The following is a 26916-nucleotide window of genomic DNA, read 5'->3' on the forward strand; positions in this document are numbered from 1 at the left end:
TGCCGCTAGGCTTCTGCGCGTGCTGCTCTCCGACCGCGACATCACCGCCCAGCTCGCCGAGGGCCGGATCGGGCTCGACCCGTACGACGCCTCGCTCGTCCAGCCCTCGAGCATCGACGTCCGGCTCGACAAGTTCTTCCGGCTGTTCGACAACCACAAGTACCCGCACATCGACCCCGCGGTGGACCAGCCCGACCTCACCCGTCTGGTGGAGACCGACCCGGACGAGGCGTTCGTGCTGCACCCGGGTGAGTTCGTCCTCGGTTCGACGTACGAGGTCGTGACGCTCCCCGACGACATCGCCGCACGACTCGAGGGCAAGAGCTCGCTCGGCCGCCTCGGTCTACTGACCCACTCCACCGCGGGCTTCATCGACCCGGGGTTCTCCGGACACGTCACGCTCGAGCTGTCGAACGTGGCGACGCTGCCGATCAAGCTCTGGCCAGGGATGAAGATCGGCCAGCTCTGCTTCTTCCAGCTGTCGAGTCCGGCAGAGAAGCCGTACGGCTCCGCCGAGTACCAGTCGCGGTACCAGGGCCAGCGTGGGCCGACGGCGTCCCGCTCGGCGCAGAACTTCCTCCGGACGGACGTCTCCGGCCGCCCGTAGCGCGTCCTGCGATATCGCGTTCCGCCATCTTCCGTGCGGATCGCTCGGCGCGGTCGTCCGCGCGTAACGAAATGTCGCATTCTGTGTATCGTTGCGGCATGTCCGCAGTTCTCCCACGGCCCGCGACACTGGTGTCGGCTGCCGCGCTCATCCGGGACGCCCGGCTCCGCGCCGAACTGACCCAGGTCCAGCTCGCCTACCGAGCCGGGGTCACGCAGAGCGTCATCAGCACCTACGAGAACGGCCGTCGCGAGCCGTCCCTCGCGGCACTGCAGCGCCTGCTGCTCGCCGCCGGGTTCACGACCGCGATCGACCTGCGTCCGGTCGAGGAACCCCTGCCACTGCGGGAGCGCGTGACTGCGGCGCGCGAGGAACTGCTGGCGATCGTGCACCGGCTCGGCGGGCGGAACCCGCGGCTGTTCGGCAGCGTCGCACGCGGCGAGGACGGGCCCTCCAGCGACGTCGACCTCATGGTGGACCTCGATCCGGGGCTCGGCATCTTCGCGCTCATGCGGATCCAGGACGAGGCCGAGCAGCTCCTCGGCGTCCGGGTCGACGTCGCGGACGCCGCGGGCATGGGAGCGGACGCGGTCCGGGACGCGGTCCCGCTGTGAGCCGTGACGTGGGCGACCGGCTCGACGACGTCATCCGGGCGTGCGGTGTGATCCGTCGGTACGTCGACGAGGACGGGCTGCCGGAGGACCTCGTCTACGACGCGGTCCGGATGCGGCTGGTCGAGATCGGCGAGGCCGTGCGCATGCTCCCGAGTGCCGTCACCTCGAGCGAACCGGGCATCCCGTGGGCGCGGGTCTCCCTGCTGGGGGAGCGTCTGACCCGCCGCTACTTCGACACCACGCCCGCCGTCGTCTTCGGGACGGCACGGGTGGACGTGCCGGCGCTCTGCGATGCGGTCCAGCGCATGCGCGCCGGGCAGGCGTAGCGCGCGCCGCCCCGCCGGCCAGCCCCGTCGGCCGGCCCGTCGGCCGGCCCCGTCGGCCGGCCCCGTCGGCCGGCCCGGTTGGCCGGCCCCGCCGAGTCTCGGCCCCGCGGACGTCCTGCGCGTTCCGGCGGGCGCGATCTGTCCGCCGGGCCGAGTCTCGGGGACGGCCCCGCCGCCCGACCGACCGGCTGCGGACTGGAGGCGCGGTGCGGGCCGGCACCGTGCCTCCCGTCCGCCGTCGGCGCGCGTCCACGGCACGTGGCGGCCGAGTCTCGGCCCAGCGGACACCCTGCGCGGTCCGGCAGACGCGATCCGTCCGCCGAGGCGAGACTCGGCCTCGCTGCTGCTGCTGCTGCCGCGGCCCCTGCCGCCCGCCCCGCCGCACACCGCCCGCGAACGCAGGACGGCCCCGTCTCGCCGAAGCGAGACGGGGCCGTCCGTGGAGCGGGGGAGATCAGCCCTTCTTGGCGAGTGCCTCGAGGGTGTCGTTGCCCTTGTAGGCCTCGACCGCGTTCTCCTTGGTCACGAGGATCGGGGTGAGCTCGATCGCCGGAACCGTCTTGACGCCGTTGTAGTTGTTCGTCTTGTCGATCTTCGTGTCGGGCTTGTTGCCCTTCGACAGGTCGGACACCAGGTCGACGGCCGCCTGGGCCTCTTCGGTGGTGTTCTTGTAGATCGTCGAGTACTGCGTGCCCTGCATGATCAGCGGGATCGAAGCGGTCTCCGAGTCCTGACCGGTCACGACCGGGTTCTCCTTGCCAGCGGCCTTCGTCGCGGTGAGGATCGCACGGGCCAGGGTGTCGTTCGGCGACAGGACGCCGTCGAGCTTGGTGTCACCCGTGTAGTACTGCGAGATCAGGTCGGTCATGCGCGACTGGGCGTTCTGCGCGAGCCAGCCCTTGGTCTGCACCTTCTGGAAGGTGGTCTGACCCGAGACGACCTTGATGGTGCCGTCGTCGATCTTCGGCTGCAGGACGTTCATCGCACCGTTGAAGAACACGGTGGCGTTGGCGTCGTCGGCCGAACCGGCGAAGAGCTCGACGTTGTACGGTCCGTCGCCCTTCTTCTCCTTGAGGCCCTTGAGCAGTGCCTGGGCCTGCAGCTGGCCGACCTTGTAGTTGTTGAACGCGACGTAGTAGTCGACGTTCTTGGTGTTCAGGATGTTGCGGTCCCAGGCGATGACGACGGCGCCCGAGGACTTCGCCGACTTGACCTGCGCGGTCAGCTGCGAACCGTCGGCGGCACCGATGATGACGGCCTTGGCGCCCTTGGTGATCATGCCCGAGATCTGCGACTGCTGGTCCGGCACCGGGTTGCCGGCGTTGGCGTACTGGATGTCGGCCTTGAAGCCGGCGTCCTCGATCGACTTCTTGAACGCGGCGCCCGCGAGGACCCAGTTCTGCGAGGTCTTCGCCGGGAGCGCCACGCCGATGAGGTCGCCCTTCTTGATGGTCGAGTCCGAACCGCTGCCGGAATCGGAACCGCGAGCCGAGCAGCCGCTGAGGGCGAGGCCAGCGATGAGCGCCAGGCTGAGGCCGGCGACGATCTTCTTGCGCATGTGATTGCTTTCTCTTCGTTGAGGAGTGGTGGGGCCGGAGCCCCGCTGTGGGGTGGTGGGACTAGGGGAGGGTGACCTTCTCGGGCTGGTCCTCGATGGACCGCGGCTGCTGGGCGGCCACCGTGTTCTGCTCGGTGTCCTTCCGCTGGAACTGCCGCATCATGCCGCCGATGAGCGACGGACGCCCCTGCGACTTCGAGTAGACGTCGAAGGCGACGGCCACGAGCAGGACCAGACCGCGGATGATCTGCACCTTGTTGGACTCGAGGCCCATCAGCTGCAGGCCGTTCGACAGGAGCGCCATCACGAGGCCACCGATGATCGAGCCGGAGATCGTGCCGACACCACCGGCGACGGCAGCACCACCGACGAAGACGGCGGCGATCGCGTCGAGCTCCCAGCCGGTGCCGTCAGCGGGGCCCGATGCGCCGGAGTAGGCGACGAACACCATGCCGGCGACGGCGGCCAGGACGGACATGTTCATCATGACGAAGAAGTTGACCTTCTTCGCGGACACACCGGACAGGACGGCGGCGCTGGAGTTGCCACCGACGGCGTAGACCTGGCGACCGAAGATCGTGTTCTTGGTGACGAAGCCGTAGATGATCGTCAGGACACCGAGGATGATCGCGACGATCGGGACCGACGTGCCGACGGGACCGGCGCCGAACAGGTAGGTGGCGACGAGCGTCACGGCGACCAGGATGCCGGTGCGGACGATCGAGACCCACAGCGGCGGGACCTCGGCCTGCATCTTGCGACGACGGCCACGGCCACGGGCCTCGATGATGATGAGCGCCGCGATGGTGACGAGCCCGATGAGGAGCGTGCCGTTGCTGTAGCCGAAGTCCGGGCCGAAGTCACCGAGGAAGCCGGCGCCGATCGGGGTGAAGTCGTTCGGCACGGGGACCGAGGTCGAGTTGCCGATGATCTGGTTCACGCCGCGGAAGATCAGCTGGCCGGCCAGCGTCACGATGAACGCCGGGACGCGGACGAACGCGACCCAGAAGCCCTGCCAGGCACCGATCAGGGCACCGACGGCCAGGCCGAGGATGATCGCCGTCCAGACGGGGAAGTGCCACACCGAGATGGACTGCGCCACGATGATGCCGACGACCGCCGCGACCGAACCGACCGACAGGTCGATGTGGCCCGCGATGATCACCATGACCATGCCGAGCGCCAGGATCAGGATGTAGGAGTACTGCAGGAACAGGTTGATCACGTTGGTCGGCTGGAGGACCAGCCCCTGCGTGGTGATCGCGAAGAACGCGAGCAGCACGATGAGTGCGATGATCATGCCGTACTGGCCGATGCTGTTGCCCTTGCCGAACAGCAGTTTCAGGTTCTTCATGAGACGGTGGCGCCCTTCCGCGCGGAGGTCATGCTGCGCATGAGCGATTCTGGGTCGGCCTGGTCGGCCGGGAGGTCAGCGGTGATCTGGCCCTCGAAGATGGTGTAGATGCGGTCGGACAGGCCGAGCAGCTCGGGGAGCTCGGAGGAGATGAGGATGATGCCCTTCCCCTGTGCCGCGAGCTGCTGGATGATGCCGTAGATCTCGAACTTGGCTCCGACGTCGATGCCGCGCGTGGGCTCGTCGAGGATGAGGATGTCCGGGTCGGTGAACATCCACTTGGACAGGACGACCTTCTGCTGGTTCCCGCCGGAGAGCTTCCCGACGTTCTCCTCGACCGTCGGCACCTTCGTGCGGAGCATCTTCCGGTACTTCTCGGCGACCGAGTACTCCTCGAGGGAGTCGACGACGCCGGCCTTGGAGATCTTCTTGAGGTCGGCCGAGACGGTTGATCGCTTCACGGTGTCGAGCAGGTTCAGGCCGAGTGCCTTGCGGTCCTCGGAGACGTAGCCGATGCCGTTGTCGATCGCCTGCTGGACGGTGTTGACCTTGATCTCCTCGCCGTCCTTGAAGACCCTGCCGCCGATGAAGGTGCCGTACGAGTGGCCGAAGATGCTCATCGCGAGCTCGGTGCGTCCGGCGCCCATGAGCCCGGCGAAGCCGACGATCTCGCCGCGCCGCACGTGGAAGTTCGAGCCCTTGCAGACCAGGCGGGACGAGTCGAGCGGGTGCTGCACGGTCCAGTCGCGGACCTCGAAGAAGGTCTCGCCGATCTTCGGGGTGCGGTCCGGGAACCGGGACTCGAGCGACCGGCCGACCATGCCGCGGATGATGCGGTCCTCGTTGACGCCGTCCGCCTTGACGTTGAGCGTCTCGATGGTCTTGCCGTCGCGGATGATCGTGATCTCGTCGGCGATCTGCTCGATCTCGTTGAGCTTGTGGCTGATGATGATGCTCGCGATGCCCTTGGCCTTCAGGCCGACGATCAGGTCGAGCAGGTGCTGCGAGTCGTTCTCGTTCAGGGCCGCGGTCGGCTCGTCGAGGATGAGCAGCTTGACGTCCTTGTGCAGCGCCTTCGCGATCTCCACGAGCTGCTGCTTGCCGACGCCGATGTTCTTGATCTGGGTGTCGGGGTCGTCGGCCAGGCCGACGCGGGCGAGCAGGTCCTGGGCACGCAGCTGCGCGGCGGTCCAGTCGATCGCGCCGAACCGGCTCGACTCGTTGCCGAGGAACAGGTTCTCGGTGATCGACAGCTCCGGGATGAGCGCGAGCTCCTGGTGGATGATCACGATGCCGGCCTGCTCGGACTGCTTGATGTTCGCGAAGCGAACCTCTTCGCCCTCGTAGACGATCTCGCCGCTGTAGGTGCCGTACGGGTAGACACCCGACAGGACCTTCATCAGGGTCGACTTGCCGGCGCCGTTCTCGCCGCAGATCGCGTGGATCTCGCCGGCACGGACGCTGAGCGAGACGTCGGACAGCGCCTTCACACCAGGGAACTCCTTGGTGATCGAGCGCATCTCGAGGATCGTCTCGGGTGCGGTGATCGACCGGGTCTCGAGTCCGGTGTCGATCGGGGTTGACGCCACGGTGCATCTCCTTCTGCCGCTGCGATGCGGCAGTTTCTTCGGGTGGTTCTGCTGCGGCAACGAAGGGCACAGGGAGTCTGTGCGGACCTCGTTGTCGTGTCCGGTGTCCTGCCGCGCGCCCTTTCGGACGAGCACTGTGATGGTCCATGTGACCGTTCACATCGGCGGAACGGAGGTAATACTACGCACGGGGTCGGCGCGCCTGTCAATTCGGATTGGTCGCGTTTTCGTAACGGCCCGCGTGATCCGGCGGAACCGGGGGGTACACGTCCCCCGCGTTGGGGTGATCGTGCGGGAATCCGCACGTGCGTGCGTACCGGCCTGGAGGCGCGGGGCGGCCCCGCCAGGCGCCTCCGGGCCGGCAGGTGGCCGGGTCAGCGACGGCGGGGCGCGCCCGTCGAGCCGCGCACGACGAGCTGGGGGACGATGTCGATCGGCCGGAGCGGCTCGTCGTCCTCGCCGGGCAGGAGCAGGTCCACGCAGCGACGACCGAGCTCCGCGAAGTCGACCTGGACGGTGGTGAGGGGCGGCCAGAAGTGCTTCGCCTCCGGGATGTCGTCGTACCCGACCACGGACAGGTCCCCGGGGACGTCGAGCCCGTACGACCGGGCCGCGTGCATGACGCCGAGCGCCATCTGGTCGTTCGAGCAGAAGACCGCGGTGCAGTCCCGCCACCGCAGCAGCTCACGGCCGGCGTGGTAGCCGAAGTCCGCCGTCCAGTCGCCCAGGATCGGGGCGACGACGGGCATGTCGCGGTCGGACATGGCGCGGAGGAACCCCTGCATGCGTGCGTCGGCCTCGATCCAGTCCTGCGGTCCGGCGATGTGCCGGACGTGCTCGTGGCCGAGGTCGAGCAGGTGCTCCGTGGCGAGGCGGGCGCCCTCCATCTGGTCCACCCAGAGCGCGGTCGGGTCCTCGCCGACGCTCGAGCGCATCGTGACGTAGGGCGTCCGGATGCCGAGCTCCTCGATGAGGTCGAACACCCGCTGCTGCGGGGCGATCACCACGATGCCCTCGACGTCCAGGTCGAGCAGGTGCCCCAACCCTTCCCGAACGGCCGTGTCGGTGGCCTCGGCGATGTTCGCCGTCGTCACCGAGTACCCCCGGAGCATCGCCGCGTCCTCGATCGCCTGCAGTGCGACCGCCGGTCCGTAGTGGGCGCGCCGCGCGGTCAGGACGCCGATCGTGTGGGTCCGGCTCGTCACCAGCGCCCGCGCCGCACGGTTCGGGCGGTACTGCAGCTGCTCCATCGCGGCCAGGACCTTGTCACGGGTCTCGGCCCGGATCGCGTCCGAGTTGTTGAGCACCCGGGACACGGTCTGGTGGGACACGCCTGCGACCCGCGCGACGTCGCGGATGCTGGGCGACCGCGGTTGTTGTGTCCGCGTCGACGCCATTGCTACTCGTTTCCTGCCCGGGGTCGTGGCACGTCGATGTGCACGTTCACATTCCGAGCCAGATCATTATGCATGCCCGGAGCATCCGCGCCACCTGAGTCGACGGTCCGGGGCCGATCGGACACCGTGCGGGCCGTCCGTCAGCAGGCCGGTCTACAGCCAGTTCCGCTTCCGGAAGACGGCCCACAGGACGCCCATGAGCACGAGCATCCCGATGATCGCGACCGGGTAGCCGTACCGCCAGTGCAGCTCCGGCATGTGGTCGAAGTTCATCCCGTAGACGCCGGCGATGAGCCCGGGTGCGAACAGGATCGCCGCCCACGAGGAGATCTTCTTCACCTCTTCGCCCTGGCGGTGTGCGGCACGGGCGAGCTGCCGGCTCTCCTCACCCTGGGCGAGGCTCGCGCTCGTCATCCGCCGCATCGCCTCGTTCTGCTCCTGGGAGACGAGCGTCGCGTGGAGCGTCAGGGCGTTCTCGAGCAGGGCACGGAACGAGTCCACCCGCTCGGTGACGCGGAGCGCGTGGTCGAGGACGTTCCGCAGCCGGTGCTGCACCTCGTCGTCGACGCCGTACTTGTCGGCGCCGCGGAGCAGCCCCTTCACCATCGCGGGCACCGGCTTCGTCGCGCGCTGGAACCCGAGGACCTCGCTGAGGAGCTGGTAGATGCGCTTCGAGACACCGGGGTCGACCTGGCCGGCGAAGAGCTGGTCCTCGATGGCGTCGACCTGGTCCTGCAGGATCTCGACCACCGGGGCGTAGCCGTCCACGACCTCGTCGAGCACGGCAGCGGTGACGGCCTCGGACCCGCGGGCGAGGAACTCCGGGTCCGCCTCGACCTGCGCCCGGAGCGCCGCGAGGTCGGGACGCTCCGCGTGCCGGACGCTCACCACGAAGCGGTCACCGACGAAGAGGTGCACCTCGCCGAACTCGACCGACTCGGCGCGGTGGTCGAACCACGCCGGCCGGAGCACGAGGAACAGCGTGTCCCCGTACCGCTCGAGCTTGGCGCGCTGGTGCCCCTTGCGGGCGTCCTCGACGGCCTGCTCGTGCAGGCCGAACTCGGCCGCGACGGCCTCGAGCTCGGACGGGTCGGGTCGGAGCAGCCCGATCCACGCGAGGTCACCGCGGCTGGCGAGCGACAGGGTCGACGGAGACTCGACGCGACGTCCTCCGACGTAGACCGCGTTGTCGATCAGTGCCATGTGCGTGCTCCTCTCATCGGGAGCAGGCAGGCGCGAAGCAGTCCCGGACGGATCCGGGAGCAGGGCGTGGGTCAGCGAACGGGCACGGCGACGGCCATCAGCGGCGGCCGGCCCGATCGAGGATGGTCACCCGACATCGCGCCTCACCTGCCCTTCCGGTCCGTCGCGGCCGCAGTGCGCAGCCGACAGGCCACGCTCGTGGCCGACGTCCGAGACTACTCCCGCTGGTGGAGCGTGCCAAGGGCGCGTCAGCGGGTGATGCGGAGCCCTTCGGACGCCAGCTCGGTCAGCTGCCACCCGAGCCAGGGGCTCCAGGCGAAGGGCGAGCCCTCGACCGAGGCGCGCAGGGAGTCCTCGGACACCCAGGCGTACTCGGCGACCTCGTCGTCGGCGGGCGCCGGCACGTCGTCCGTGACCGCGCGGAAGACGGGGCAGACCTCGTTCTCGACGATGCCCGACGCGTCGACCGCCCGGTACCGGAAGTCCGGCAGCACGAGCTCGACGTCGCGCACGGTGATGCCGAGTTCGCGGGAGGCCCGTCGGGCGATGGCGTCCTCGAAGGACTCGTCCGGGCCGGGGTGGCCGCAGAAGGTGTTCGTCCACACTCCGGGCCAGGTCTTCTTCGACAGCGCACGGCGGGTCACGAGGACGTCGCCCTCGGTGTTCCGCACGTGGCAGGAGAACGCCAGGTGGAGGGGCGTGTGGTCTGTGTGCACCGTGAACTTGTCCGCCGTACCGATCGGGGTACGGTCGTCGGCCAGAAGCACCACGGTTTCAGGGAAAGTGCTCATCTGCATCGATAGGTTAGGCCAATGAGCGAGGAAGCGGCCACCGTGGCGCACATCGACCTCGCGCTCGTCGACGAATGCCTCGAGCGCTTCTTCGCCGTGTCGTCGGCCCGCGCGGAGCGGTACGGCCGACCGTCCGAGGAACTCTGGCGCGTGCTCCGCAAGGCGAGCATGGGCGGCAAGCGCTTCCGGCCTCGCATGGTCCTCACCGCCTACGCCGGCCTCGGTGGGGCGGACGTCCCGGCCGCCGCACACATCGCCGCCGCCTACGAACTGCTGCACACCGCGCTCGTGGTGCACGACGACGTCATCGACCGCGACTGGTCCCGCCGCGGGCAGCCGAACGTCGCCGGGTCGTTCCGCGACACCGGCACGACGGGCGGGCTCCCGCTGCCGACCGCCGAGCACCGGGGGATGAGCGCCGCGGTGATCGCCGGTGACCTCGCGCTCGCCGGTGCCCCGCGCTTCATCGAGTCGTCCGGCGTGACCGGCGAGCGACGAGCCCGGCTGCTCGAACTCCTCGACGAAGCGATCTTCGCCAGCGCCGCGGGGGAGATGACCGACGTGGACCTCGCCCTCGGGGTGATGCCGACCGTCGACGAGGTCCTGGCGATGGAGCGGGCGAAGACGAGCGTGTACTCGTTCGAGGCGCCGCTGCAGTCCGGGGCCGTGCTGGCCGGCGCCTCCGAACAGGTCGTCACCGCGCTCGGCGACTTCGGCCGCGAGATCGGCATCGCCTACCAGATCGTCGACGACCTCCTCGGGGTCTTCGGCGACGAGACCATGACGGGCAAGTCCGTCCTCGGCGACCTGCGCGAGGGCAAGCGCACGATGCTCATCGCCCACGCGGCGACCACCGACTGCTGGCCGGAACTCGAGCCGTACCTCGGCGACCCGGACCTGACGGAGGAGCGCGCGGACGAGGTCCGTGCGACCCTGGTGTCCTGTGGTGCCCGCGCTGCCGCGGAGTCCCGCGTCGCGGAGCACGCAGCACTCGCCCGTGCCGAGCTCGCCGGACTGCCGTACGATCTCGCCGACCGCCTGGAGGGCCTCGTGACCGAACTCGTTGAGCGCGCCCGGTGAGCGGGGACATCCGTTGAGTCACGGCACCACAGGGCGTCTGGCCCTCTACGACGCGACGGCCGAGGCTGCCTCCGGGGTCGTCATCGACCGGTACTCGACCTCGTTCGGGCTCGCCAGCCGCCTGCTCGCGAAGGACACCCGCGAGCACATCCGCAACGTCTACGCGCTCGTCCGGGTCGCCGACGAGGTCGTCGACGGCCCCGCGACCGAGGCCGGGCTCGACCCCGAGCTCGCCCGGACCGTCCTCGACGAGCTCGAGGCGGACACCGAGCGCGCGATCGCACTCGGGTTCTCGGTCAACCCGGTCGTGCACGCGTTCGCCCGCACCGCCCGGGTCACCGGGTTCGGTCCGGAGCTGACCCGCCCGTTCTTCGCCTCGATGCGGATGGACCTCGACCAGACCGAACACGACGAGGACTCGTTCCGGACGTACGTGTACGGCTCGGCCGAGGTCGTCGGGCTGATGTGCCTCCGTGCGTTCGTGTACCGCGCCGGTCGCCCGACCTTCGACGACACCGTGCTCGTGGACGGCGCGCGCGCCCTCGGTGCCGCGTTCCAGAAGGTGAACTTCCTGCGCGACCTGCACGCCGACTTCGAGGTGCTCGGGCGCTCGTACTTCCCCGGAGTCGAGGTGCGGACCTTCGACGAGGCCACGAAGGACCGGCTCGTCGCCGACGTCCAGGCCGACCTCGACCGCGCCGCCGTCACCGTCCGGCTGCTCCCCACCGATGCGCGGAACGCCGTCGGACTGGCCCACGCGCTGTTCCAGGAACTCAACGACCGCATCGCCGCGACACCCGCGAACCGTCTCGTCACCACCCGGGTGCGCGTGCCGAACCCGGTGAAGGCGCGGCTCGCCGCGCAGGTGCTCGCCGGACGCGCCCCGCTGCTGTCGCGCGCGACCACGAGACGGCCTGGAGGCGCGTCATGACCCCGCCCCGCGCCTCCAGGCCGAAGGCGCCCGCCTTGAAACGCAAGGTGCCCGCCCGTCGCGCCGTCGTGATCGGCGGCGGCATCAGCGGACTCGCGTCCGCCGCGCTGCTCGCGCGGGACGGCTTCTCGGTGACCGTCCTCGAGCAGCGCGCACAGCTCGGCGGTCGAGCCGGATCGTGGGAGCGTGACGGCTTCCGGTTCGACACCGGGCCGTCCTGGTACCTCATGCCCGAGGTGTTCGACCACTTCTTCCAGCTGCTCGGCACCTCGGCCGACGCGGAACTCGACCTCGTGCGGCTCGACCCCGGGTACCGCGTCTACAGCGAGGGGCACGACGAGCCCATCGACCTGCGCGCCGACCGCGAAGCCAACATCGCGCTCTTCGAGTCGATCGAGCCCGGCGCCGGCAAGCGGATGCGCAAGTACCTCGCCTCCGCCGAGGACACCTACGCGATGGCGATCCGCCGGTTCCTCTACACGTCGTTCCAGGACCTCCGGACGCTCGCCGCACCGGACGTCCTCCGGCGTCTGCCGAAGCTCGCACGCCTCCTCATCGAACCGCTCTCCACGTTCGCCGAGTCCGCCGTGAAGGACCGTCGGCTCTGGCAGGTCCTCGGGTACCCCGCGGTGTTCCTCGGCATGAGCCCCTACGCGGCGCCGAGCATGTACCACCTGATGAGCCACCTCGACCTGACCGACGGGGTGCTCTACCCGAAGGGCGGCATCTCCGAGCTCATCTCCGCCGTCGAGCGGGTCGGCCGACGCGAGGGCGCGAAGATCATCGCGGGCGCCAAGGTCGAGCGCATCGTCATTGAGGACGGCCACGTCACGGGCGTCGTGCACCGCGACCGCCGGGGCGTGCAGCACACCGCGCCCGCCGACCTCGTGGTGAGCGCGGCGGACCTCCGCCACACCGAGCTGCAGCTCCTCGACAAGGAGCACCGGACGTACCCGGCGTCGCACTGGCAGAAGCGCGACCCGGGGCCGAGCGCCGTGCTCGTCTACCTCGGCGTCGACGGACCCGCACCGGGGCTGCTGCACCACACCCTCGTGTTCACCGAGGACTGGAAGGCGAACTTCGGCGCCATCTTCGGCGCCGACCGGCACGTCCCGGACCCCGCGTCGATCTACGTCTGCGCCCCGTCCGAGACCGACCCCACCGTCGCTCCGCCCGGGTCGAGCAACCTGTTCATCCTCGTGCCGCTGCCCGCCGACCTGTCGATCGGCAAGGGCGGCATCGACGGAGCCGGCGACTACGAGGTCGAGCGCATCGCCGACCGAGCCATCGACGTGGTCGCCGAGCGCGCGGGGATCCCGGACCTGCGCGACCGCATCCGGGTCCGGCGGACGATCGGCCCACGCGACTTCGCCGACGACTACAACGCGTGGAACGGCTCCATGCTCGGGCCGGCGCACACCCTGCAGCAGAGCGCGTTCTTCCGTGAGAAGAACGTCTCGCGGAAGGTCGACGGGCTCTACTACGCGGGCGCCTCCACGATCCCGGGGATCGGTCTGCCGATGTGCCTCATCAGCGCCGAGGTCCTCATCAAGCGGATCCACGGCGACACCAGCACGGAGCCGCTGCCGACGCCGCTGGGTGCCACGGTCTGATGCCCGGGCTGTACCTCGCCGGGCTGCTCGTGTCGCTCGTCGGCATGACCGTGCTCGACGCGCGCTTCCGGCTGTTCTTCTGGCGGGCACCGTGGCGGGCGGCGGCCGTGATGGTCGTCGGCGTCGCGTTCTTCATGCTGTGGGACGTGCTCGGCGTCGCGGCCGGCATCTTCTTCATCGGGCCGCAGCACCTGCTCACCGGCGTGCTGCTCGCGCCGGACGTCCCGCTCGAGGAGCTCTTCTTCCTCGTGCTGCTCTGCTACACGACCATGGACCTCACCGGGTTCGTCCGGCCCCTCGTCGCCCGGCGTCTCCGGCGGGCCGAGCGGAGCCGATCGTGACCGGGGCGGGTGCGTACGCGCTGCTCGCGCTGCCGTTCTTCGCCGCCGTGGCCGTGGTCGCCGTCGTCGCCGGTGTCGTCGCGGCTCGGCGGGCGCGGGCGGGTGGACGCTCCGCGCGGACGGGTCGGCGGATCGCACTCGTCACCGGGCTGGTCGCCGGGGTCGCCCTGCTCGTCATGACGATCGTGTTCGACAACGTCATCGTGACCCTGCGCATCGTGGCGTACGACCCGGCGCTCATCAGCGGTGCGAAGATCGGGGCGATCCCGGTCGAGGACCTCGCGTACGCGATCGCGGCGATCGTGCTGCTGCCGAGCCTGTGGGTGCTGTTCGACCGACCCACCAGGCCATCCCAGGAAGAAGAGCCCCCTCGATGAACGCGAGCACCGCCTCCAGGCCGTCGACCATGCGCGTCCTCTTCGTGTCGTCGCGCCCGATCAGCTGGGTGAACACCGCGTACCCGTTCGGCGCCGCCTACCTGCTCGGCAGCGGCGTCGGCGTCGACGGCGGAGGCGGCTTCTCACTCGCCGCGTTCCTCGTCGGGGTCGTCTACTTCCTCGTGCCGTACAACCTGGCGATGTACGGCATCAACGACGTCTTCGACTACGAGTCCGACCTGCGGAACCCGCGGAAGGGCGGGGTCGAGGGCGCGTTGCTCGACAAGAGCGTGCACCGCACGACGCTCTGGGCGGTCGTCGTCACGAACGTCCCGTTCCTCGTGGCGCTCGTCCTGCTCGGCGCTGCGAGCGGCAACGGGCCGTGGTCGTGGCTCGTGCTGGCGATCAGCGTGTTCGCGGTGCTCGCGTACTCCGCGCCGGGTCTGCGCTTCAAGGAGAAGCCGTTCCTCGACTCGCTCACCTCGAGCACGCACTTCGTGTCGCCGGCGATCTACGGCCTGGCGCTCGCCGGGCCGCACTGGACGGGGCAGCTCGTCGCGGTGTGCATCGCGTTCTTCCTGTGGGGCGTGGCCTCGCACGCGTTCGGTGCGGTGCAGGACGTGCTGGCCGACCGGGCCGGCGGGATCGGCTCGGTGGCGACCGTGATCGGTGCCCGGGCGACCGTGCGTCTGGCGTTCGTGGCGTACCTCGTCGCCGGCGTCGCGCTGCTGTTCTCGGCGTTCCCCGGTCCGATCGCCGCCGTCGTGGTGATCCCGTACGCGCTCAACGTGCTCCCGTGGTGGAACATCACCGACGCCGGGGCCGAGGCGGCGAACGCGGGGTGGAAGCGGTTCCTCTGGATCAACTACCTCGCCGGGTTCATCGTCACGATGGCACTCATCGCGTACGCGTTCACGCACTGAGCGAGCGAGCGGGCGAGCGGTCGCGCGGCCGCGCCGTCGCTGCGCGGTGTCGCCGGATCCTGACAGACTGGTCGGACGCGACGCGGCGCCCGCGTCGCGACACCAGCCACGAGGGAGTGCACGCATGAGCGTCCGGATCATCCACGTCGGTCTCGGAGGGTGGGGCGGCAACTGGGCCCGCACCGCCATCCCTGAGGTCACCGAAGTCGAGGTGGTCGGGATCGTCGACCCGAGCGCGCCGACGCTCGAGGCCGTCCGGACGGACCTCGGGCTGCCGGCGACCGCTGCGTTCGCGTCCCTCACCGAGGCCCTCGCCGCCGTCGACGCCGACGCCGTCGTCATCACCGCCCCGGCCGTCACGCACGTGCCGCTCGCGCTCGAGGCGCTCGAGGCCGGCAAGCACGTCCTCGTCGAGAAGCCGTTCGCGAACACCACCGACGAAGCCGTCACCGCGGTCCGTCGTGCCGAGGAGCTCGGCCTCGTGCTGCAGGTCAGCCAGAACTACCGGTGGTACCCGGCACCCCGCGTCGTGCAGGAACTCCTGGCGAAGGGCACCGTGGGCGAGGTCTCGGCGATCGACATCGACTTCCGCCAGTGGGACAACGACCAGCCCGTCGGTGAGTACCCGCACTACGCGTTCCCGCACGCGATGATCAACGACATGGCCATCCACCACTTCGACCTCATCCGGATGGTCACCGGTCGCGAGGCCGTGCGCGTCTTCGCGAAGGCGTCGTACCCGTCGTACAGCAAGTACCAGGACGAAGCGGTCGCGTCGATGATCATCGAGCTCGACGACGGCCTCGTCGTCAGCTACCGCGGCAGCTGGCTCTCGCGCGCTCCCCGGACGGCCTGGGCCGGCGAGTGGAGCATCCAGGGCGAGGACGGTGAGCTCTGGTTCACGAGCCGCAGCGGTGCGCCGAACGCCGTCGAGGGCGACCGGGTCACGATCCGCCGCACGCAGGACGACGAGGCGGTCGCCGTCGAGCTCCCCGCGCTCGAGCACACCGACCGGCAGGGCGGGCTGCAGGCCTTCGCACGGTCGGTCTCGGGTGGTCCGGCACCGGCGACGAGCGGGCGCGACAACCTGCGGAGCCTCGCGCTCATGGAGGCGGCGGGTCGCTCCGCGGCGTCCGGTCGGCCCGAGGACGTCGTCGTCCCGGCCTGACGGCCTGACGGCCTGACCTGCCGCCGTCTTTCGCGCTGAGCGACAGGTCACGGTCGTTCGGGCCCGTGAGCTGTCGCTCAGCGCGAAATGCCGAGGCGCCGCCGCCGCGCGGGCGCGCCGCGCGTCAGGCCGCGCCGCCGCCCGCCCCGCGTCAGGCCGCGCCGGCGGCCCGCCGCGCCTGCGCCACCGCGGCCCGCACCCCGAGCGACCACCCCGGGCCGTGCCCCGGCAGCACGTGCTTCGCCTCGGTGTCCGCGAGCCGGTCGAGCGACGCGACGGCGGTGTCCACGTCGGCGGTGGCGGCCGGTGCGACGATCCGCGGCCCGATCCCGCCCGTGTACGGGTCGAGCGTGACGAGCGAGTCGCCGGCGATCACGGCGTCGCGGTCCGCGAAGTGCAGCGCCACGTGCCCGTCGGTGTGCCCCGGCGTCTCGATGATCCACGGGTTCCCGGGGACGTCGGCGCGGGACTCCAGCGGCGCCGTGTCCGCGATGCCGTCGACCGTCAGCGCTCCCGCGAGGAGCATCTCGCCGAGGGGGCGGAGGCCGCCCGGGTGCAGCGCCACGAAGCCGAACCGGTTCGTCTGCGGCCGGTACGAGTACGGGTGCGCAGCAAGGTACCGGTCGCCCGGGTGCACGAACACCGGCGTGCCCCAGTCGCGGTGCATGCGGGCGGCGGTGCCGACGTGGTCGAAGTGCCCGTGGGTGAGGAGGAGCCCTTCCACGCGGCCCGGCGTGTACCCGAGGTCGCGCACGGCGAGCTGCAGGTGCGGCCACGCGGCGGGCAGCCCGGCGTCGACCACGAGGAGCCGATCGCCGGTCTCGACGAGGTACGTGTTGGTGTGTGCGATCTCGAGGCGGTGGATCCCCTCGGCGACGTCTCGGATGAGCATGCAGCGCACGCTAGCCACTGCACACTGGGCGCCGTTCCGGGGTCGACGTGTAGGAAATGGGGAATGGCCAAGGACAGTCTCCCCGAGCTCGAACTCGCGAACGTCCGCACGCGTGAGCACATCACCGACACCGTGACCGAGATCCGCCGTCGCGCCGACCTGCCCGCACGGACGAGGCTGGCGGTCGCGAAGACCCGGCAGCGCTGGCACCGCGACCCGACCCCGCTCGTGGCGCTCGCGGTGACGGGTGCTGCCGGTTTCGCGGCGATCGTCGTCGGGATCCGCATCCGCAACCACCCGGGCGCACGGCTCGACGCGCTCCGCGAGCCGGCACCCGTGCCGGTGTTCAAGCCGGTGAAGGTCGGGAAGGACGGCAAGGCGAAGGGCGTCCCGGTGTTCAGCCGGAAGGACGACAAGCACAACCCGGTCCTGCAGGAACGGCAGGACCGCGACAAGCGGTGGGCGAAGGTCCAGAAGCAGGCGAAGAAGTCCCGCAAGCAGGCCGCCAAGCGGTCGAAGCTGGCAGTGAAGGCGAGGGGGTAGTCCCGTGGCACGAGAACAGCAGAAGCCGGACCCGGACGACTCGCGGAAGCCGGACAGTCCCACCGACCTCAAGAAGCCGACGCTCGTCTACACGCTCAAGAAGACGCTGCGTGAGTTCTCGAGCGACCAGTGCACGGACCTCGCCGCGGGCCTGACGTACTACTCGGTGCTCGCGCTCTTCCCCGGGCTGCTGGCCGTGGTGTCGATCCTCGGCCTGGTGTCGGATCCGGAAAAGACGATCAGCACCCTGCTCGACGTCGTCCGGAACGCGGGCGGCGGCCAGGTCGCCGACCTGCTGCAGAACCCGATCGAGGGCCTCGTCCGGTCGCCGGCTGCGCCGGTCACGTTCATCGTCGGTCTCGTCGGCGCGATCTGGTCGGCGTCCGGGTACGTCGGCGGCTTCGGCCGTGCGATGAACCGGATCTACAACGTCCGCGAGGGTCGTCCGATCTGGAAGCTCCGCCCGACCATGCTCGGTGTGACGGTCTTCACGGTGATCCTGCTCGTGCTCGGGCTCCTCACCCTCGTGAGCGGCCCCCTCGCCCGCAGCTTCGGTGACGTCATCGGCCTCGGCGACGTCGCGGTCACGGTGCTGACCATCGTGCAGTGGCCGATCCTGCTCGTGATCGCGGTCGTCGTCATCGCGGTCCTGTACTACTGGTCGCCCAACGTGCGCCAGCCGTCGTTCCGCTGGGTGAGCGGCGGGTCGATCCTGGCGCTCCTCATCTGGATCATCGCGAGCGTCGGCTTCGGCTTCTACGTCGGGAACTTCTCGAACTACAACGCCACGTACGGCTCCCTCGGTGGGGTCATCGTCTTCCTGCTGTGGATCTGGATCACGAACAACGCGCTGCTGTTCGGGGCCGAGTTCGACGCCGAGATCGAACGCGGCCGCCAGCTGCAGGCGGGCATCCGCGCCGAAGAGGACATCCAGCTCCCCGAACGTGACACCCGCCAGATCGAGAAGCAGGACGAGAAGCGGGCGCAGGACGTCCTCGAGGGCATCAAGATCCGCGAGGACGCCGACCGGGACTGACGCGGAACGGGCGCTTTTCCCGGCCCGGACCGCTACGGTCGGCGCGTGCCGTCCTTCCTCGAGGGCCTCCCGTTCCGGTGGCTCGTCCTCGCGCTCTTCGTCCCGGTGTTCTGCCGCGCGCAGGCCACGTACTGGGTGGCACGCGGCGCGGTCGCCGGGGCGTCGCGATCGCGGTGGGGACGCTGGCTCGACTCGGCTGCGGTCCGCCGCGGATCGGCGCTCCTCGACCGCTGGGGCCTGCCGGTCGTCACGCTGAGCTTCCTCACCGTGGGACTGCAGACGATCATGAACGCGGCGGCCGGGATCGCGCGCGTGCCGTGGTGGCGGTACACGCTCGCGATGGTGCCGGGGTGCGTGGCCTGGGCGTTCGTCTACGCGACCGTCGGCATCGCCCTGTTCTGGGCGGTCCTCGCAGCGTTCGCGGGCTCGCCGTGGGGCGTCGTCGCGCTGGTCGCGCTGGTCGTCGCCGTCGGCGCGGTCGTCTGGTCGGTCCGTCGTCGACGTCGGGTCGCGTCCGGGTCCGGACCCTAGGCCTGGAGGCGCGGTGCAGCCCCGCCCCGCCGCATCCGTAGGCTGGTGCGCATGACCGACACCGCGCCTCCCGTCCGTCCGACCGCACTCGTGACGGGCGCGACCCGTGGGATCGGGCGGGCCATCGCGCTCGACCTGGGACGCACGCACCACGTGTTCGTCGGCGGCCGGACCGCCGGCGCCGTCGACGAGCTCGTCGCCGCGTTGCCGAGTGCGTCGCCCTTCGTGGGGGACCTCGGCGCGGGCGAGCTCCCGGACCTGCCGGACCGGCTCGACGTGCTCGTGCACAGCGCCGGCGTCGAGCAGGGCACCACGGTCGCGGACACCCCGCGCGCGGTGTGGGAGCAGGTCTTCGCCACGAACCTCTTCGCCGTCGCCGAGCTCACCCGGGTCGCGCTCCCCGCACTCCGGGCTGCGCGGGGCATCGTCGTGCCGGTCAACAGCGGGTCCGGCTTCCACTCCGGCCCCGGCGGTGGCGTCTACGCCGCGTCGAAGTTCGCGCTGCGGGCGTTCGCCGACGCCCTCCGCGAAGAGGAGCGGGCGAACGGCGTGCGGGTGTCGAGCGTGCACCCGGGCCGGACCGACTCGGACATGCAGCGTGCCCTCACCGTGAAGCTCGGCGAGGACTACGACACCGCCTACTACCTCGCACCGGAGGACGTCGCCGCCGCGGTCCGCACCGTCGTCGACCTGCCGGAGCGCGGCACGATCGAGTCCCTGGCGATCCGACCGACGAAGCGGCGCTGACCGGCACCCGGCCCGGGGCCTCCGCTACCCGAGCTCGACCCGGGTCGTGAGGTCGAGCCGGTCGAGGAACGCCTCGTCGTGACTGACGACGACCAGCGCGCCGCGGTACGCCCGGAGCGCGTCCACGAGCTGGTCGACGCTCGTCAGGTCGAGGTCGTTCGTCGGCTCGTCGAGCACCAGGAGCTGCGGCGGCGGGTCCGCGAGCACCAGGCTCGCGAGCGCCACCCGGAACCGCTCGCCGCCGGACAGCGCCCCGGCCGGACGGTCGACGGTGTCGCCGCGGACGAGGAACCGCGCGAGCCGGTTCCGGACCTCCGCCGGTGCGACGTGCGGGGCGTCCCGTCGCACGTTCTCGAGCACCGTGGCGGCGTCGTCGAGCGAGTCCTTCCGCTGTGGCAGGTACCCGATCCGGTCGACGTGGGGCGTCGCGTGCGTCCCGGGGAGCGGGTGCTCCCGCGCGTCCGGGACCCCGACGAGCTGCTCGAGCAGCGTCGTCTTGCCGACGCCGTTGTCCCCGACGACGGCGACCCGCTCCGGCCCCTGGACGATGGTCTCCCGGCCGCGCACGGTCACGGTGGCGATGCGCCGTGATGCCGGCACGTCCGGGTCCGGCAGTGCCACGTGGATGGACTCGTCGTCGCGGAGCCGCAGTTCGGCCTCGCGCGCGGTCGCGAGGGCCTCCTGCTCGGCGGACCCGTGCGCGACCCGGAGCCGTCCGGCGGTCTCCTGCGCCTTCTTCCGCTGCTCGTTCGCCAGGATCTTCGGCATCGACCGGCCGGCCTTCTCGCCCGCCTTCGCCCGGCGCGCGATCTTCGTCTCCGCCTCGATCCGCTGCCGTTTCTCGGTGCGGTGCCGCTGTTCGGCGACCCGGACCTCGCGTTCGACGGCGGCCTGCTGCACGGCGAGGTGCTCCTCGAACGCGCTGAACGTCCCGCCGAACACCGTCATGCTCCCGGCGCGGAGTTCGCACGTCTCGTCCACGTGCTCGAGGAGCTCCCGGTCGTGGCTGACGACGACGAGGGTGCCGGGCCAGTCGTCGACCATGTGGAGCAGGAGCCCACGGCCCCGGCGGTCGAGATTGTTCGTCGGTTCGTCGAGGAACGCGATCGGCAGGCCGCGCAACCGGATCCCGGCGACGGCGACGAGCACGGCCTGGCCGCCGGACAGGGTGGACGCGGGCCGCTCGAGCGCAGCACCGCGCAACCCGATCCGCTCGAGCGCCGCTGCCGCACGCTCCTCGAGGTCCCAGTCGTCGCCGATCTCGTCGAAGTGCTCCGGCGCGGCATCACCGTCGAGGACCGATCGGAGCGCCGTGAGCGGCCGACGGATGCCGAGCAGGTCGGCGACCGCGTCGTCGTCGCCCCGCTGCAGCCGCTGCGGCAGGTGGTCGACGGGACCCGACGTCGTGATGGTGCCGGACGTGGGGTGGAGCCGACCGGTCACCAGCCGGACGAGCGTGGACTTGCCGGCCCCGTTCCTCCCGACCAGCCCGGTGCGGCCGCGCCCGAAGGCGGTGGTGAGGTGACCGAGCGCGACGGAGCCGTCGGGCCAGGTGAAGCTGACGTCGTTCAGGACGACGGACGGACTGATGGGCATGGGAGTGCCTCCCCGGTGGTCGATGCTGGGCGCACGACACCGGACCCGCCACGTTGCGCACGGAGGCGCACGACGGCGGAGCGCCCGACGGGGCGCGTCATCACGGTGTCAGCGCGTGGGCTGAGCAGAACCGGTGATGACCAGCAAGGCGTCTCTTCCGTCGGGGATGCCCCGTGGCCGCCATCCGTGCCGCCGGTCGGTCGTCCCGCACCGCGGCCCCGTGATGACGACGGGGTCCTGCCCACGGTACGCCCGGCTGCGCGCGGCACGCAAGGGAGTCCAGGCTGTGGTTTATGTGAAAGGATCCGAAGGGTCGACGACGCAGAGGGGGCCTCAATGGCACGGAACATTTTTGTTAGTTACTCGCACGCGGACAATGAGCGGCAGGGTGGGCGTGTCCTGCAGGTAGTGCGAGCTTTGGTCGACGAATACTCGGTGCTCGAAGGTGAAGAGATCGATACATTCATCGATCACGAGGCCATTGCTTGGGGCGATCGTTGGCGGGAGCAGATTGATTCAGCACTAACGGATTCGCCGTTCCTCATAGCAATGATTTCACCTAATTTCATTCGGAGTGCCGAATGTAGAAGGGAAGTCCTCAGCTTTGTTTCTCAGACTGGTCAAAATGCGTCAAAGTTGCTTCTTCCCATTCTTTTTGTAGATGTTGAAGACCTGTCGGTAGATAGTGAGGATGAGCTGCGTGCGCTAATCGCCCGAACGCAGTATTTCGACTGGCGGGACCTGAGATTGAAAAGCGCAGAGTCTCCGGAGTACATGAACGCGATTAATATCCTCGCGGAACGTCTCCGAAAGGCAAAGCGAGATGTGGCTGCCTCGCAGCTAAAAGAAGAGATTAAAGACGAGGCCGAGCTAGCCGACGACCTTACCGAGGTTTTGTCTAGAATCAATGACCAGTTGGGGCCCTGGCTCGGCGCGGTCGACTTCGCCTCGCTCTCTCTTGCGCAGTGGCGCGCTATTTCGGATGAGCGTCTCGGGCGCGTTGCAAGACTTCGGGCACAAAGGTCAAGCGCGGGAGCGATTCTGTCGGTGTATAGATCTTTCGGGCTCAGTGTCCTACCGATCGCCAAGGAGCGGCTTTCGCAAGTTCGTACCTACTCGCGCCTCACCATTACCCTGAATCCTGACGTCGTGCAAGCCGTCAGCTTTATCGATAAGAACCCAGAATTTGCGGACGCGTTACAAGTCTTGAGGTCTGGCGTGGAGCAAGCTGTTGAGAATATCCGAGGTGGGGAGTACGCGCCTGATGGTGTTGGGCCTGGGAAAGATGTTGCGAAGTACAGCAAGCACCTCGACGAGACGATGAAGCTGATGGAAGAGGGGGATACGATGTTGGAGGAGGCGAACAGAATTGTGAAGAACTGGGCTGATCGGCTTGGCATCACGGACCCGGATGAGCCTTTGATCCCGGGACGCGTCTGAGCCGAGAGCTGTCCCAATTCATCCCGCATCCGTGACAGGCTGGGGGCATGCCGGAGAACCTGCTGCCGAACCCGACCGCGAACCCCGAGACCCTCCTCCCCGCCGAGCCGGAGGTGATCGCTGCACTCGACGCCGACGCCCCCGTGGCGAGCGTCGTCGTGTCGCACCCCTCTTCGAGCCTGGCGTGGGCGCTCCTCGCCGACGAGGCCTGGGCGCGCGGCGCGACCCTCGAGTCCTACGCCTACGCGCGCGTCGGCTACCACCGCGGCCTCGACGCACTGCGGAAGGCGGGGTGGCGCGGTGCCGGTCCGGTGCCGTGGTCGCACGAGCCGAACCGTGGCGTGCTGCGCGCCCTGTTCGCCCTGCGGCGTGCGGCCGAGGCGATCGGCGAGGCCGGCGAGCCGGAGCGCCTGACGGCGTTCCTGGACGCCAGCGATCCCGCCGCGTTGCCCGCGCTGTCCGCCGAGTAGCGGGCGGAGAACCACGAAACCGACGTCGAACCGGCACGACTGCCTGGTTCGGTGTCGGGCCCGTGGTTCGACGCTGCAAAGCCGCCCGATCCAGCAGCGGGCCCACCGGTGCTGGGTGGGGTGCTCCGTTCTGTGGTTCCGGTGACATCGTGGATCTGGGCTTCGACGCCTGGCAACGCTCCCACGAGCGTCACGGTCATTCGTCGGCGCGAGGAGGCATGCTATTTCTGGGTATCGGGGTCATTGCAACGGCGCGCAGCGCGACTTGCGGCGAACGTCCCCGCGAGAATGAAGAGAAGGCCCGCCGCCATTCCAATGAGCATGCTCGTTTCAGCGACCCGTTCGGCAGCGACGGCGCTCAGGATCCCAGCGGCGAGAAAGGCGAGAGCGGCGCCGTAGAGCCACAGCCGGGCAGCGCGATGACCCGCGAGCCAGGACGCCTCCGATTTCATGACGGAGGCGATCCGGATGCCAGCGCCACCGTTGGGCCGGATGATTCCTCGGGCGGCGAGTTCCGCAACCGTTCCGACGACGAGGCCACTGAGTGCGAGAGCGAGACCGGAGAAGAGCACACGATCAGTGAAACGTGAAGTGTCAGGCGTGTCAATGCGAGCCCGCGCGGCTGACCGAGTTCCTGAACGCGAGCGACCCTGAGGCGTTGCCCGCGCTATCGGCCGAGTAGTGCCGCCGCAAGACACCGGTGTTCGTCAGCCGCACCTCGACATGCGACGGTGCGACGGACGAACACCGGTGTTTTGCGCCGCGCCCTAGGCCAGCACGACGCTCCACGAGAACGCCTGCGGCCACAGCTGGTGCTCCGGCAGCACGTCGAGCCCGCACGCGCGCGAGCCGATGCCGTGCTGCGCCGCGTCGAGGTACAGGTACAGGTGCTCCGACGCGGGCAGCTCGTACGGGTGCCCGGCGCGGCCGATCTGCTGCGCCGTCCAGGGCGAGAGCGTGAACCCCGCACGGTGCGACCCGACCGTCGACACCGTCAGGTCGCCGACCGTCAGGGTCCGGAGCTCCGGTCGGTGGCCGGTCTCCTGCGGACGGGAGTACGACGCACCGAGCGGCCGCACCGGCGCCGTGAACCGGCCGACCCGAGCCGCGTGCGACGAGTCGGCGTACGACTCCAGCGGTCCGGTGCCGAACCACGTGGCGTCGCCGTCGGCCAGCCCGGCGGGCAGGTCGAACCGCACACCGATACGCGGCCAGGTGACATCCCACGCGCCGAAGGGCACGGCGTCGGTCTGCAGCGCGAGCCCCGAGGCCGTCACCGTCCAGCGGTGTGTGACGTCGACGCCCCACCCGCTGTTCGCCGCCGCGACACGCACGCGCTGCTCCAGCCCGTGGGACGTGCGCGACACCGACACGAGCCGGTGCGTCAGACGGTCGAGCCCGCGCGCTTCCCACTTCGACGCCGACGAGGGCGCGTCCGGGTCGCCGACGCCCTGGGTGAGCACCGGGTCGGCGGTCTCGTAGCCGCCCTGAGATGCTCCGCGGTCGTTGTCGGTCGGTGCGCGCCAGAGGTCGAGCCGGGGTCCGGCGACCTCGTGTCCCTTCCACGACACCAGGTCCCCGCGGGCGGTGAAGGTGCCGTCGCCGAGACGGTCGCCGTCCCACCCCTGACCGGAGGCGCGTGGCACCGCCGCCGGCCGGCTCGCGACGAGCGTCTGGGTGCGTGCGACGACGTGGCCGGTGTCCGCCCAGGCCGTCGGCCCGGCGAGCTCCGCGACGACGTCGAACCACAGTTCGTCGCCCGGCGCGAGGGGACCGCTCGCGGCGTCGAGCACCTCGGCCGGCACGGGCACGGTGGCGGACTCCCGCGCGGCGACGACACCCGGGGCGAACCGACCCTCGTGCTCCACGACGCCGCTCCGCGTGAGGATCCAGCGGAACCGGAGCCCCGCGGTCGAGGCCGAGTGGTACCGGTTCTCGACGAGGACCGTGCCGCGACCGCCGACCACCGAGGCCGACAGGCGGACCGGGGCGACCACGGCCGCGAACTCGGCGAGCCCCGGCGTCGGGGAGTCGTCCGGCAGCACGAGGCCGTCCATCACGAAGTTCCCGTCGTGCACGACCTCGTGGAAGTCCCCGCCGTAGGCGTAGTACGGCTCGCCGGACGCGGTGTGCGCCAGCAACCCGTGGTCCCGCCACTCCCACACGAACCCGCCGTGCAGACGCGGGTAGCGGTCGACGAGCGCCTCGTACTCGGCGATCTGGCCGGGGCCGTTGCCCATCGCGTGCACGTACTCGCAGTGGATGAACGGCTTCGACCGCTGCCGTGCGGCGGCGGCCGGCCCGCAGCCGAGCAGGGGCGTGGCCGGGCCACCGCCGATGGACTCGGTCTCCTGCAGGCTCGGGTACATCCGCGAGTAGACGTCGGTGTACTCGCCCGTGTAGTCGCCCTCGTAGTGCACGGGGCGTTCCGCGTCGCGGTCGTGCACCCACTGCGACATCGCCGCGAGGTTCCGGCCGGTGCCGGACTCGTTGCCGAGCGACCACATCACGATCGAGGCGTGGTTCTTGTCGCGCTCGACGGTCCGCGCGATGCGGTCGAGGTAGGCGTCCCGCCAGGCCGGGTCGTCCGAGGGGTTGCCGACCCAGTCGGTGAAGATGAACCCGTGCGTCTCGAGGTCGCACTCCAGGATGACCCAGAACCCGAGCTCGTCGGCGAGGTCGAGCACGCGCGGGTGCGGCGGGTAGTGCGATGTCCGGATCGCGTTGACGTTGTGCCGCTTCATGAGCGCCATGTCCGCGCGGGCGTGGGCCTCGTCGAACACGCGCCCCCGCTCCGGGTGCGTCTCGTGCCGGTTGACGCCGTGGAACACGACGCGCTCGCCGTTGACCAGGAACCGGTCGCCGTCGATCGCGACCGTCCGGAAGCCGAGCCGGAGCGAGACGGTCTCGCCGCCCGACGTGCCACCGGCTCCGGAGCCGGTCGACACCGTCGCGTCGTACAGCCGCGGCAGCTCGGCACTCCACGGCTCGACCCCCTCGACCTCGATCGGCGCGACGTCGTCGGGGCCCGCCCACACCACGTCGACGCCCAGGTCGGGGACCGCGAACCGCACCGGGAACACCGCGTCGAGCGTCGGGAACGTGATCGTCCCCGTGCCGGTCGCCGGTCGACCCGACGCCGCCGTCCCCGCCGTCGCGGCGTCACCGAGCGTGGCAGCCCACCCGGCGCGGACGAACACGTCTTCGATCGGCGCCGTGGGCCGGGCGAGGAGCGTGACGTCGCGGAAGATCCCGGGCAGCCACCACTGGTCCTGGTCCTCCAGGTACGAGGCCGCCGACCACTGGTGCACCCGCACCCGCACCTCGTTCTCGCCGGGCTGCAGGACGTCGGTCACGTCGAACTCGGTCGCGAGCCGCGACCCGGTCGCCCAGCCCACCTCCGAACCGTTGACCCACGCCCGGAAGTGCGACTCCACCCCGTCGAACCGCAGCAGCACCCGGGCGGCCGCGTCGAAGGTCGTGGGCAGCGTGAACGTCCGCCGGTAGTCGCCGGTCGGGTTCTCCTCCGGCGGGTGCGGCGGGTCGATCGGGAACGGGTACTGCAGGTTCGTGTAGCTCGGTGCGCCGTGTCCGTGCAGGACCCAGTGCGCCGGGACCGGCAGGGTTCCCCACTCGTCGTCCGGCCCCGGCAGCGGCACGTCCGCGACCGGCGACCACCGGAAGTCCCACTCCCCGTTCAGGGAGAGCGCCGGGGCGTCGGTGTGCAGCCAGGCCCGAGGGGCCAGCCGGGTGTCCGAGCCGGGAGTGGTGGAGGCGAGTGGTTCGATG

The 26916-nt window shown here is 70.2% G+C and carries 26 protein-coding genes; 16 read left to right on the plus strand and 10 right to left on the minus strand.

Features of this window, described 5'->3' with window-relative positions; all coding sequences use genetic code 11:
- The first annotated feature begins 19 nt into the window (after positions 1–19).
- The 3 genes from dcd to DEJ28_RS02525 all read left to right on the plus strand — a co-directional run bounded on the left by dcd (position 20) and on the right by DEJ28_RS02525 (position 1547).
- Positions 20–607 (plus strand): dCTP deaminase, encoded by a 588-nt coding sequence (dcd, locus tag DEJ28_RS02515; RefSeq protein WP_111116601.1) that lies wholly within the window; start codon positions 20–22, stop codon positions 605–607.
- A gap of 98 nt (positions 608–705) precedes the next feature.
- Positions 706–1221: an XRE family transcriptional regulator gene (locus tag DEJ28_RS02520; RefSeq protein ID WP_111116540.1), complete on the plus strand. Its 516-nt coding sequence runs from the start codon at positions 706–708 to the stop codon at positions 1219–1221.
- Positions 1218–1547: a HepT-like ribonuclease domain-containing protein gene (locus tag DEJ28_RS02525; protein ID WP_111116541.1), complete on the plus strand. Its 330-nt coding sequence runs from the start codon at positions 1218–1220 to the stop codon at positions 1545–1547. Before DEJ28_RS02520 ends, DEJ28_RS02525 begins: the two co-directional genes overlap by 4 nt.
- Before the next feature lie 454 nt (positions 1548–2001).
- Here the strand turns inward: DEJ28_RS02525 and DEJ28_RS02530 are convergent, their stop codons facing one another.
- The 6 genes from DEJ28_RS02530 to idi form a co-directional block, all read right to left on the minus strand.
- A complete protein-coding gene (locus DEJ28_RS02530) occupies positions 2002–3105 on the minus strand; it encodes a substrate-binding domain-containing protein (RefSeq protein ID WP_111116542.1) in 1104 nt (367 codons plus the stop codon).
- 61 nt (positions 3106–3166) lie between these two features.
- Entirely contained in the window at positions 3167–4459 is a 1293-nt protein-coding gene (gene mmsB, locus DEJ28_RS02535; RefSeq protein ID WP_111116543.1) for a multiple monosaccharide ABC transporter permease, read from the minus strand.
- Positions 4456–5979 carry a multiple monosaccharide ABC transporter ATP-binding protein gene (gene mmsA, locus DEJ28_RS02540; protein ID WP_181433793.1) on the minus strand — a complete coding sequence of 508 codons (1524 nt, stop codon included), beginning with the start codon at positions 5977–5979 and terminating at the stop codon, positions 4456–4458. The genes mmsB and mmsA overlap by 4 nt, the downstream gene beginning before the upstream one ends.
- Positions 5980–6422: 443 nt before the next feature.
- Positions 6423–7445, minus strand: a complete 1023-nt coding sequence (locus tag DEJ28_RS02545) for a LacI family DNA-binding transcriptional regulator (RefSeq protein WP_111116544.1) — start codon at positions 7443–7445, stop codon at positions 6423–6425.
- A 153-nt stretch (positions 7446–7598) separates the two neighbouring features.
- Positions 7599–8648 carry a magnesium and cobalt transport protein CorA gene (locus DEJ28_RS02550; protein ID WP_111116545.1) on the minus strand — a complete coding sequence of 350 codons (1050 nt, stop codon included), beginning with the start codon at positions 8646–8648 and terminating at the stop codon, positions 7599–7601.
- 248 nt (positions 8649–8896) lie between these two features.
- Positions 8897–9439, minus strand: coding sequence for an isopentenyl-diphosphate Delta-isomerase (idi, locus tag DEJ28_RS02555; RefSeq protein WP_111116546.1), 543 nt, complete (start codon positions 9437–9439; stop codon positions 8897–8899).
- Between the two features lie 21 nt (positions 9440–9460).
- Between idi and DEJ28_RS02560 the strand changes: the two genes are divergently transcribed.
- The 7 genes from DEJ28_RS02560 (at position 9461) to DEJ28_RS02590 (ending at position 15872) form a co-directional block, all read left to right on the plus strand.
- The gene (locus tag DEJ28_RS02560; protein ID WP_111116547.1) at positions 9461–10519 is read left to right on the plus strand and encodes a polyprenyl synthetase family protein; all 1059 of its coding nucleotides are present in this window, start codon (positions 9461–9463) and stop codon (positions 10517–10519) included.
- A 13-nt stretch (positions 10520–10532) separates the two neighbouring features.
- Positions 10533–11450: a phytoene/squalene synthase family protein gene (locus DEJ28_RS02565; protein ID WP_111116548.1), complete on the plus strand. Its 918-nt coding sequence runs from the start codon at positions 10533–10535 to the stop codon at positions 11448–11450.
- Positions 11447–13063, plus strand: a complete 1617-nt coding sequence (gene crtI / locus DEJ28_RS02570) for a phytoene desaturase family protein (RefSeq protein WP_181433783.1) — start codon at positions 11447–11449, stop codon at positions 13061–13063. The genes DEJ28_RS02565 and crtI overlap by 4 nt, the downstream gene beginning before the upstream one ends.
- Positions 13063–13404: a lycopene cyclase domain-containing protein gene (locus tag DEJ28_RS02575; RefSeq protein WP_111116550.1), complete on the plus strand. Its 342-nt coding sequence runs from the start codon at positions 13063–13065 to the stop codon at positions 13402–13404. The genes crtI and DEJ28_RS02575 overlap by 1 nt, the downstream gene beginning before the upstream one ends.
- Positions 13401–13781 (plus strand): lycopene cyclase domain-containing protein, encoded by a 381-nt coding sequence (locus tag DEJ28_RS02580; RefSeq protein ID WP_181433784.1) that lies wholly within the window; start codon positions 13401–13403, stop codon positions 13779–13781. The genes DEJ28_RS02575 and DEJ28_RS02580 overlap by 4 nt, the downstream gene beginning before the upstream one ends.
- Entirely contained in the window at positions 13778–14704 is a 927-nt protein-coding gene (locus DEJ28_RS02585; protein WP_111116552.1) for a prenyltransferase, read from the plus strand. The genes DEJ28_RS02580 and DEJ28_RS02585 overlap by 4 nt, the downstream gene beginning before the upstream one ends.
- Before the next feature lie 124 nt (positions 14705–14828).
- Positions 14829–15872, plus strand: a complete 1044-nt coding sequence (locus tag DEJ28_RS02590) for a Gfo/Idh/MocA family protein (protein WP_111116553.1) — start codon at positions 14829–14831, stop codon at positions 15870–15872.
- Between the two features lie 151 nt (positions 15873–16023).
- Here DEJ28_RS02590 and DEJ28_RS02595 read toward each other — a convergent pair whose 3' ends face one another.
- Positions 16024–16764, minus strand: coding sequence for an MBL fold metallo-hydrolase (locus DEJ28_RS02595; RefSeq protein WP_111116554.1), 741 nt, complete (start codon positions 16762–16764; stop codon positions 16024–16026).
- A gap of 63 nt (positions 16765–16827) precedes the next feature.
- Between DEJ28_RS02595 and DEJ28_RS02600 the strand changes: the two genes are divergently transcribed.
- From DEJ28_RS02600 to DEJ28_RS02615, 4 genes are read left to right on the plus strand one after another with little or no spacing between them, the layout of a single operon-like run.
- Entirely contained in the window at positions 16828–17307 is a 480-nt protein-coding gene (locus tag DEJ28_RS02600) for a hypothetical protein (protein ID WP_111116555.1), read from the plus strand.
- 4 nt (positions 17308–17311) lie between these two features.
- The gene (locus DEJ28_RS02605; RefSeq protein WP_111116556.1) at positions 17312–18343 is read left to right on the plus strand and encodes a YihY/virulence factor BrkB family protein; all 1032 of its coding nucleotides are present in this window, start codon (positions 17312–17314) and stop codon (positions 18341–18343) included.
- 45 nt (positions 18344–18388) lie between these two features.
- Positions 18389–18874: a DedA family protein gene (locus tag DEJ28_RS02610; protein ID WP_111116557.1), complete on the plus strand. Its 486-nt coding sequence runs from the start codon at positions 18389–18391 to the stop codon at positions 18872–18874.
- A gap of 51 nt (positions 18875–18925) precedes the next feature.
- A complete protein-coding gene (locus DEJ28_RS02615; protein WP_111116558.1) occupies positions 18926–19621 on the plus strand; it encodes an SDR family oxidoreductase in 696 nt (231 codons plus the stop codon).
- 24 nt (positions 19622–19645) lie between these two features.
- On the opposite strand, the gene DEJ28_RS02620 is transcribed toward DEJ28_RS02615, so the two are convergent.
- A complete protein-coding gene (locus tag DEJ28_RS02620) occupies positions 19646–21217 on the minus strand; it encodes an ABC-F family ATP-binding cassette domain-containing protein (protein WP_111116559.1) in 1572 nt (523 codons plus the stop codon).
- A 336-nt stretch (positions 21218–21553) separates the two neighbouring features.
- On the opposite strand from DEJ28_RS02620, the gene DEJ28_RS02625 reads away from it, so the two are divergent.
- Both DEJ28_RS02625 and DEJ28_RS02630 read left to right on the plus strand, forming a co-directional pair.
- Positions 21554–22657: a toll/interleukin-1 receptor domain-containing protein gene (locus DEJ28_RS02625; protein ID WP_111116560.1), complete on the plus strand. Its 1104-nt coding sequence runs from the start codon at positions 21554–21556 to the stop codon at positions 22655–22657.
- Between the two features lie 47 nt (positions 22658–22704).
- Complete coding sequence (locus tag DEJ28_RS02630; protein ID WP_111116561.1) at positions 22705–23127, plus strand: DUF3151 domain-containing protein; 423 nt, start codon at positions 22705–22707, stop codon at positions 23125–23127.
- Positions 23128–23348: 221 nt separating this feature from the next.
- On the opposite strand, the gene DEJ28_RS18040 is transcribed toward DEJ28_RS02630, so the two are convergent.
- Together DEJ28_RS18040 and DEJ28_RS02640 are read right to left on the minus strand one after the other, a co-directional pair.
- Positions 23349–23579, minus strand: coding sequence for a hypothetical protein (locus DEJ28_RS18040; protein ID WP_502866960.1), 231 nt, complete (start codon positions 23577–23579; stop codon positions 23349–23351).
- A 315-nt stretch (positions 23580–23894) separates the two neighbouring features.
- Complete coding sequence (locus DEJ28_RS02640) at positions 23895–26915, minus strand: glycoside hydrolase family 2 TIM barrel-domain containing protein (protein WP_502866961.1); 3021 nt, start codon at positions 26913–26915, stop codon at positions 23895–23897.
- Position 26916 lies beyond the last annotated feature (1 nt).

It is taken from the genome of Curtobacterium sp. MCPF17_002 (assembly GCF_003234115.2).
Lineage (GTDB): Bacteria > Actinomycetota > Actinomycetes > Actinomycetales > Microbacteriaceae > Curtobacterium.

Bases quoted from the DNA above. Each gene is read 5' to 3' on its own strand.
- DEJ28_RS02545 (WP_111116544.1), bottom strand. From the start codon at position 7,445: ATGGCGTCGACGCGGACACAACAACCGCGGTCGCCCAGCATCCGCGAC.
- crtI (WP_181433783.1), top strand. From the start codon at position 11,447: ATGACCCCGCCCCGCGCCTCCAGGCCGAAGGCGCCCGCCTTGAAACGC.
- DEJ28_RS02620 (WP_111116559.1), bottom strand. From the start codon at position 21,217: ATGCCCATCAGTCCGTCCGTCGTCCTGAACGACGTCAGCTTCACCTGG.
- DEJ28_RS18040 (WP_502866960.1), bottom strand. From the start codon at position 23,579: ATGAAATCGGAGGCGTCCTGGCTCGCGGGTCATCGCGCTGCCCGGCTG.
- DEJ28_RS02595 (WP_111116554.1), bottom strand. From the start codon at position 16,764: ATGCTCATCCGAGACGTCGCCGAGGGGATCCACCGCCTCGAGATCGCA.
- DEJ28_RS02530 (WP_111116542.1), bottom strand. From the start codon at position 3,105: ATGCGCAAGAAGATCGTCGCCGGCCTCAGCCTGGCGCTCATCGCTGGC.
- DEJ28_RS02520 (WP_111116540.1), top strand. From the start codon at position 706: ATGTCCGCAGTTCTCCCACGGCCCGCGACACTGGTGTCGGCTGCCGCG.
- mmsB (WP_111116543.1), bottom strand. From the start codon at position 4,459: ATGAAGAACCTGAAACTGCTGTTCGGCAAGGGCAACAGCATCGGCCAG.
- DEJ28_RS02600 (WP_111116555.1), top strand. From the start codon at position 16,828: ATGGCCAAGGACAGTCTCCCCGAGCTCGAACTCGCGAACGTCCGCACG.
- DEJ28_RS02560 (WP_111116547.1), top strand. From the start codon at position 9,461: ATGAGCGAGGAAGCGGCCACCGTGGCGCACATCGACCTCGCGCTCGTC.
- DEJ28_RS02575 (WP_111116550.1), top strand. From the start codon at position 13,063: ATGCCCGGGCTGTACCTCGCCGGGCTGCTCGTGTCGCTCGTCGGCATG.
- DEJ28_RS02585 (WP_111116552.1), top strand. From the start codon at position 13,778: ATGAACGCGAGCACCGCCTCCAGGCCGTCGACCATGCGCGTCCTCTTC.
- DEJ28_RS02625 (WP_111116560.1), top strand. From the start codon at position 21,554: ATGGCACGGAACATTTTTGTTAGTTACTCGCACGCGGACAATGAGCGG.
- DEJ28_RS02590 (WP_111116553.1), top strand. From the start codon at position 14,829: ATGAGCGTCCGGATCATCCACGTCGGTCTCGGAGGGTGGGGCGGCAAC.
- idi (WP_111116546.1), bottom strand. From the start codon at position 9,439: ATGAGCACTTTCCCTGAAACCGTGGTGCTTCTGGCCGACGACCGTACC.
- mmsA (WP_181433793.1), bottom strand. From the start codon at position 5,979: ATGCGCTCGATCACCAAGGAGTTCCCTGGTGTGAAGGCGCTGTCCGAC.
- DEJ28_RS02615 (WP_111116558.1), top strand. From the start codon at position 18,926: ATGACCGACACCGCGCCTCCCGTCCGTCCGACCGCACTCGTGACGGGC.
- DEJ28_RS02630 (WP_111116561.1), top strand. From the start codon at position 22,705: ATGCCGGAGAACCTGCTGCCGAACCCGACCGCGAACCCCGAGACCCTC.
- DEJ28_RS02550 (WP_111116545.1), bottom strand. From the start codon at position 8,648: ATGGCACTGATCGACAACGCGGTCTACGTCGGAGGACGTCGCGTCGAG.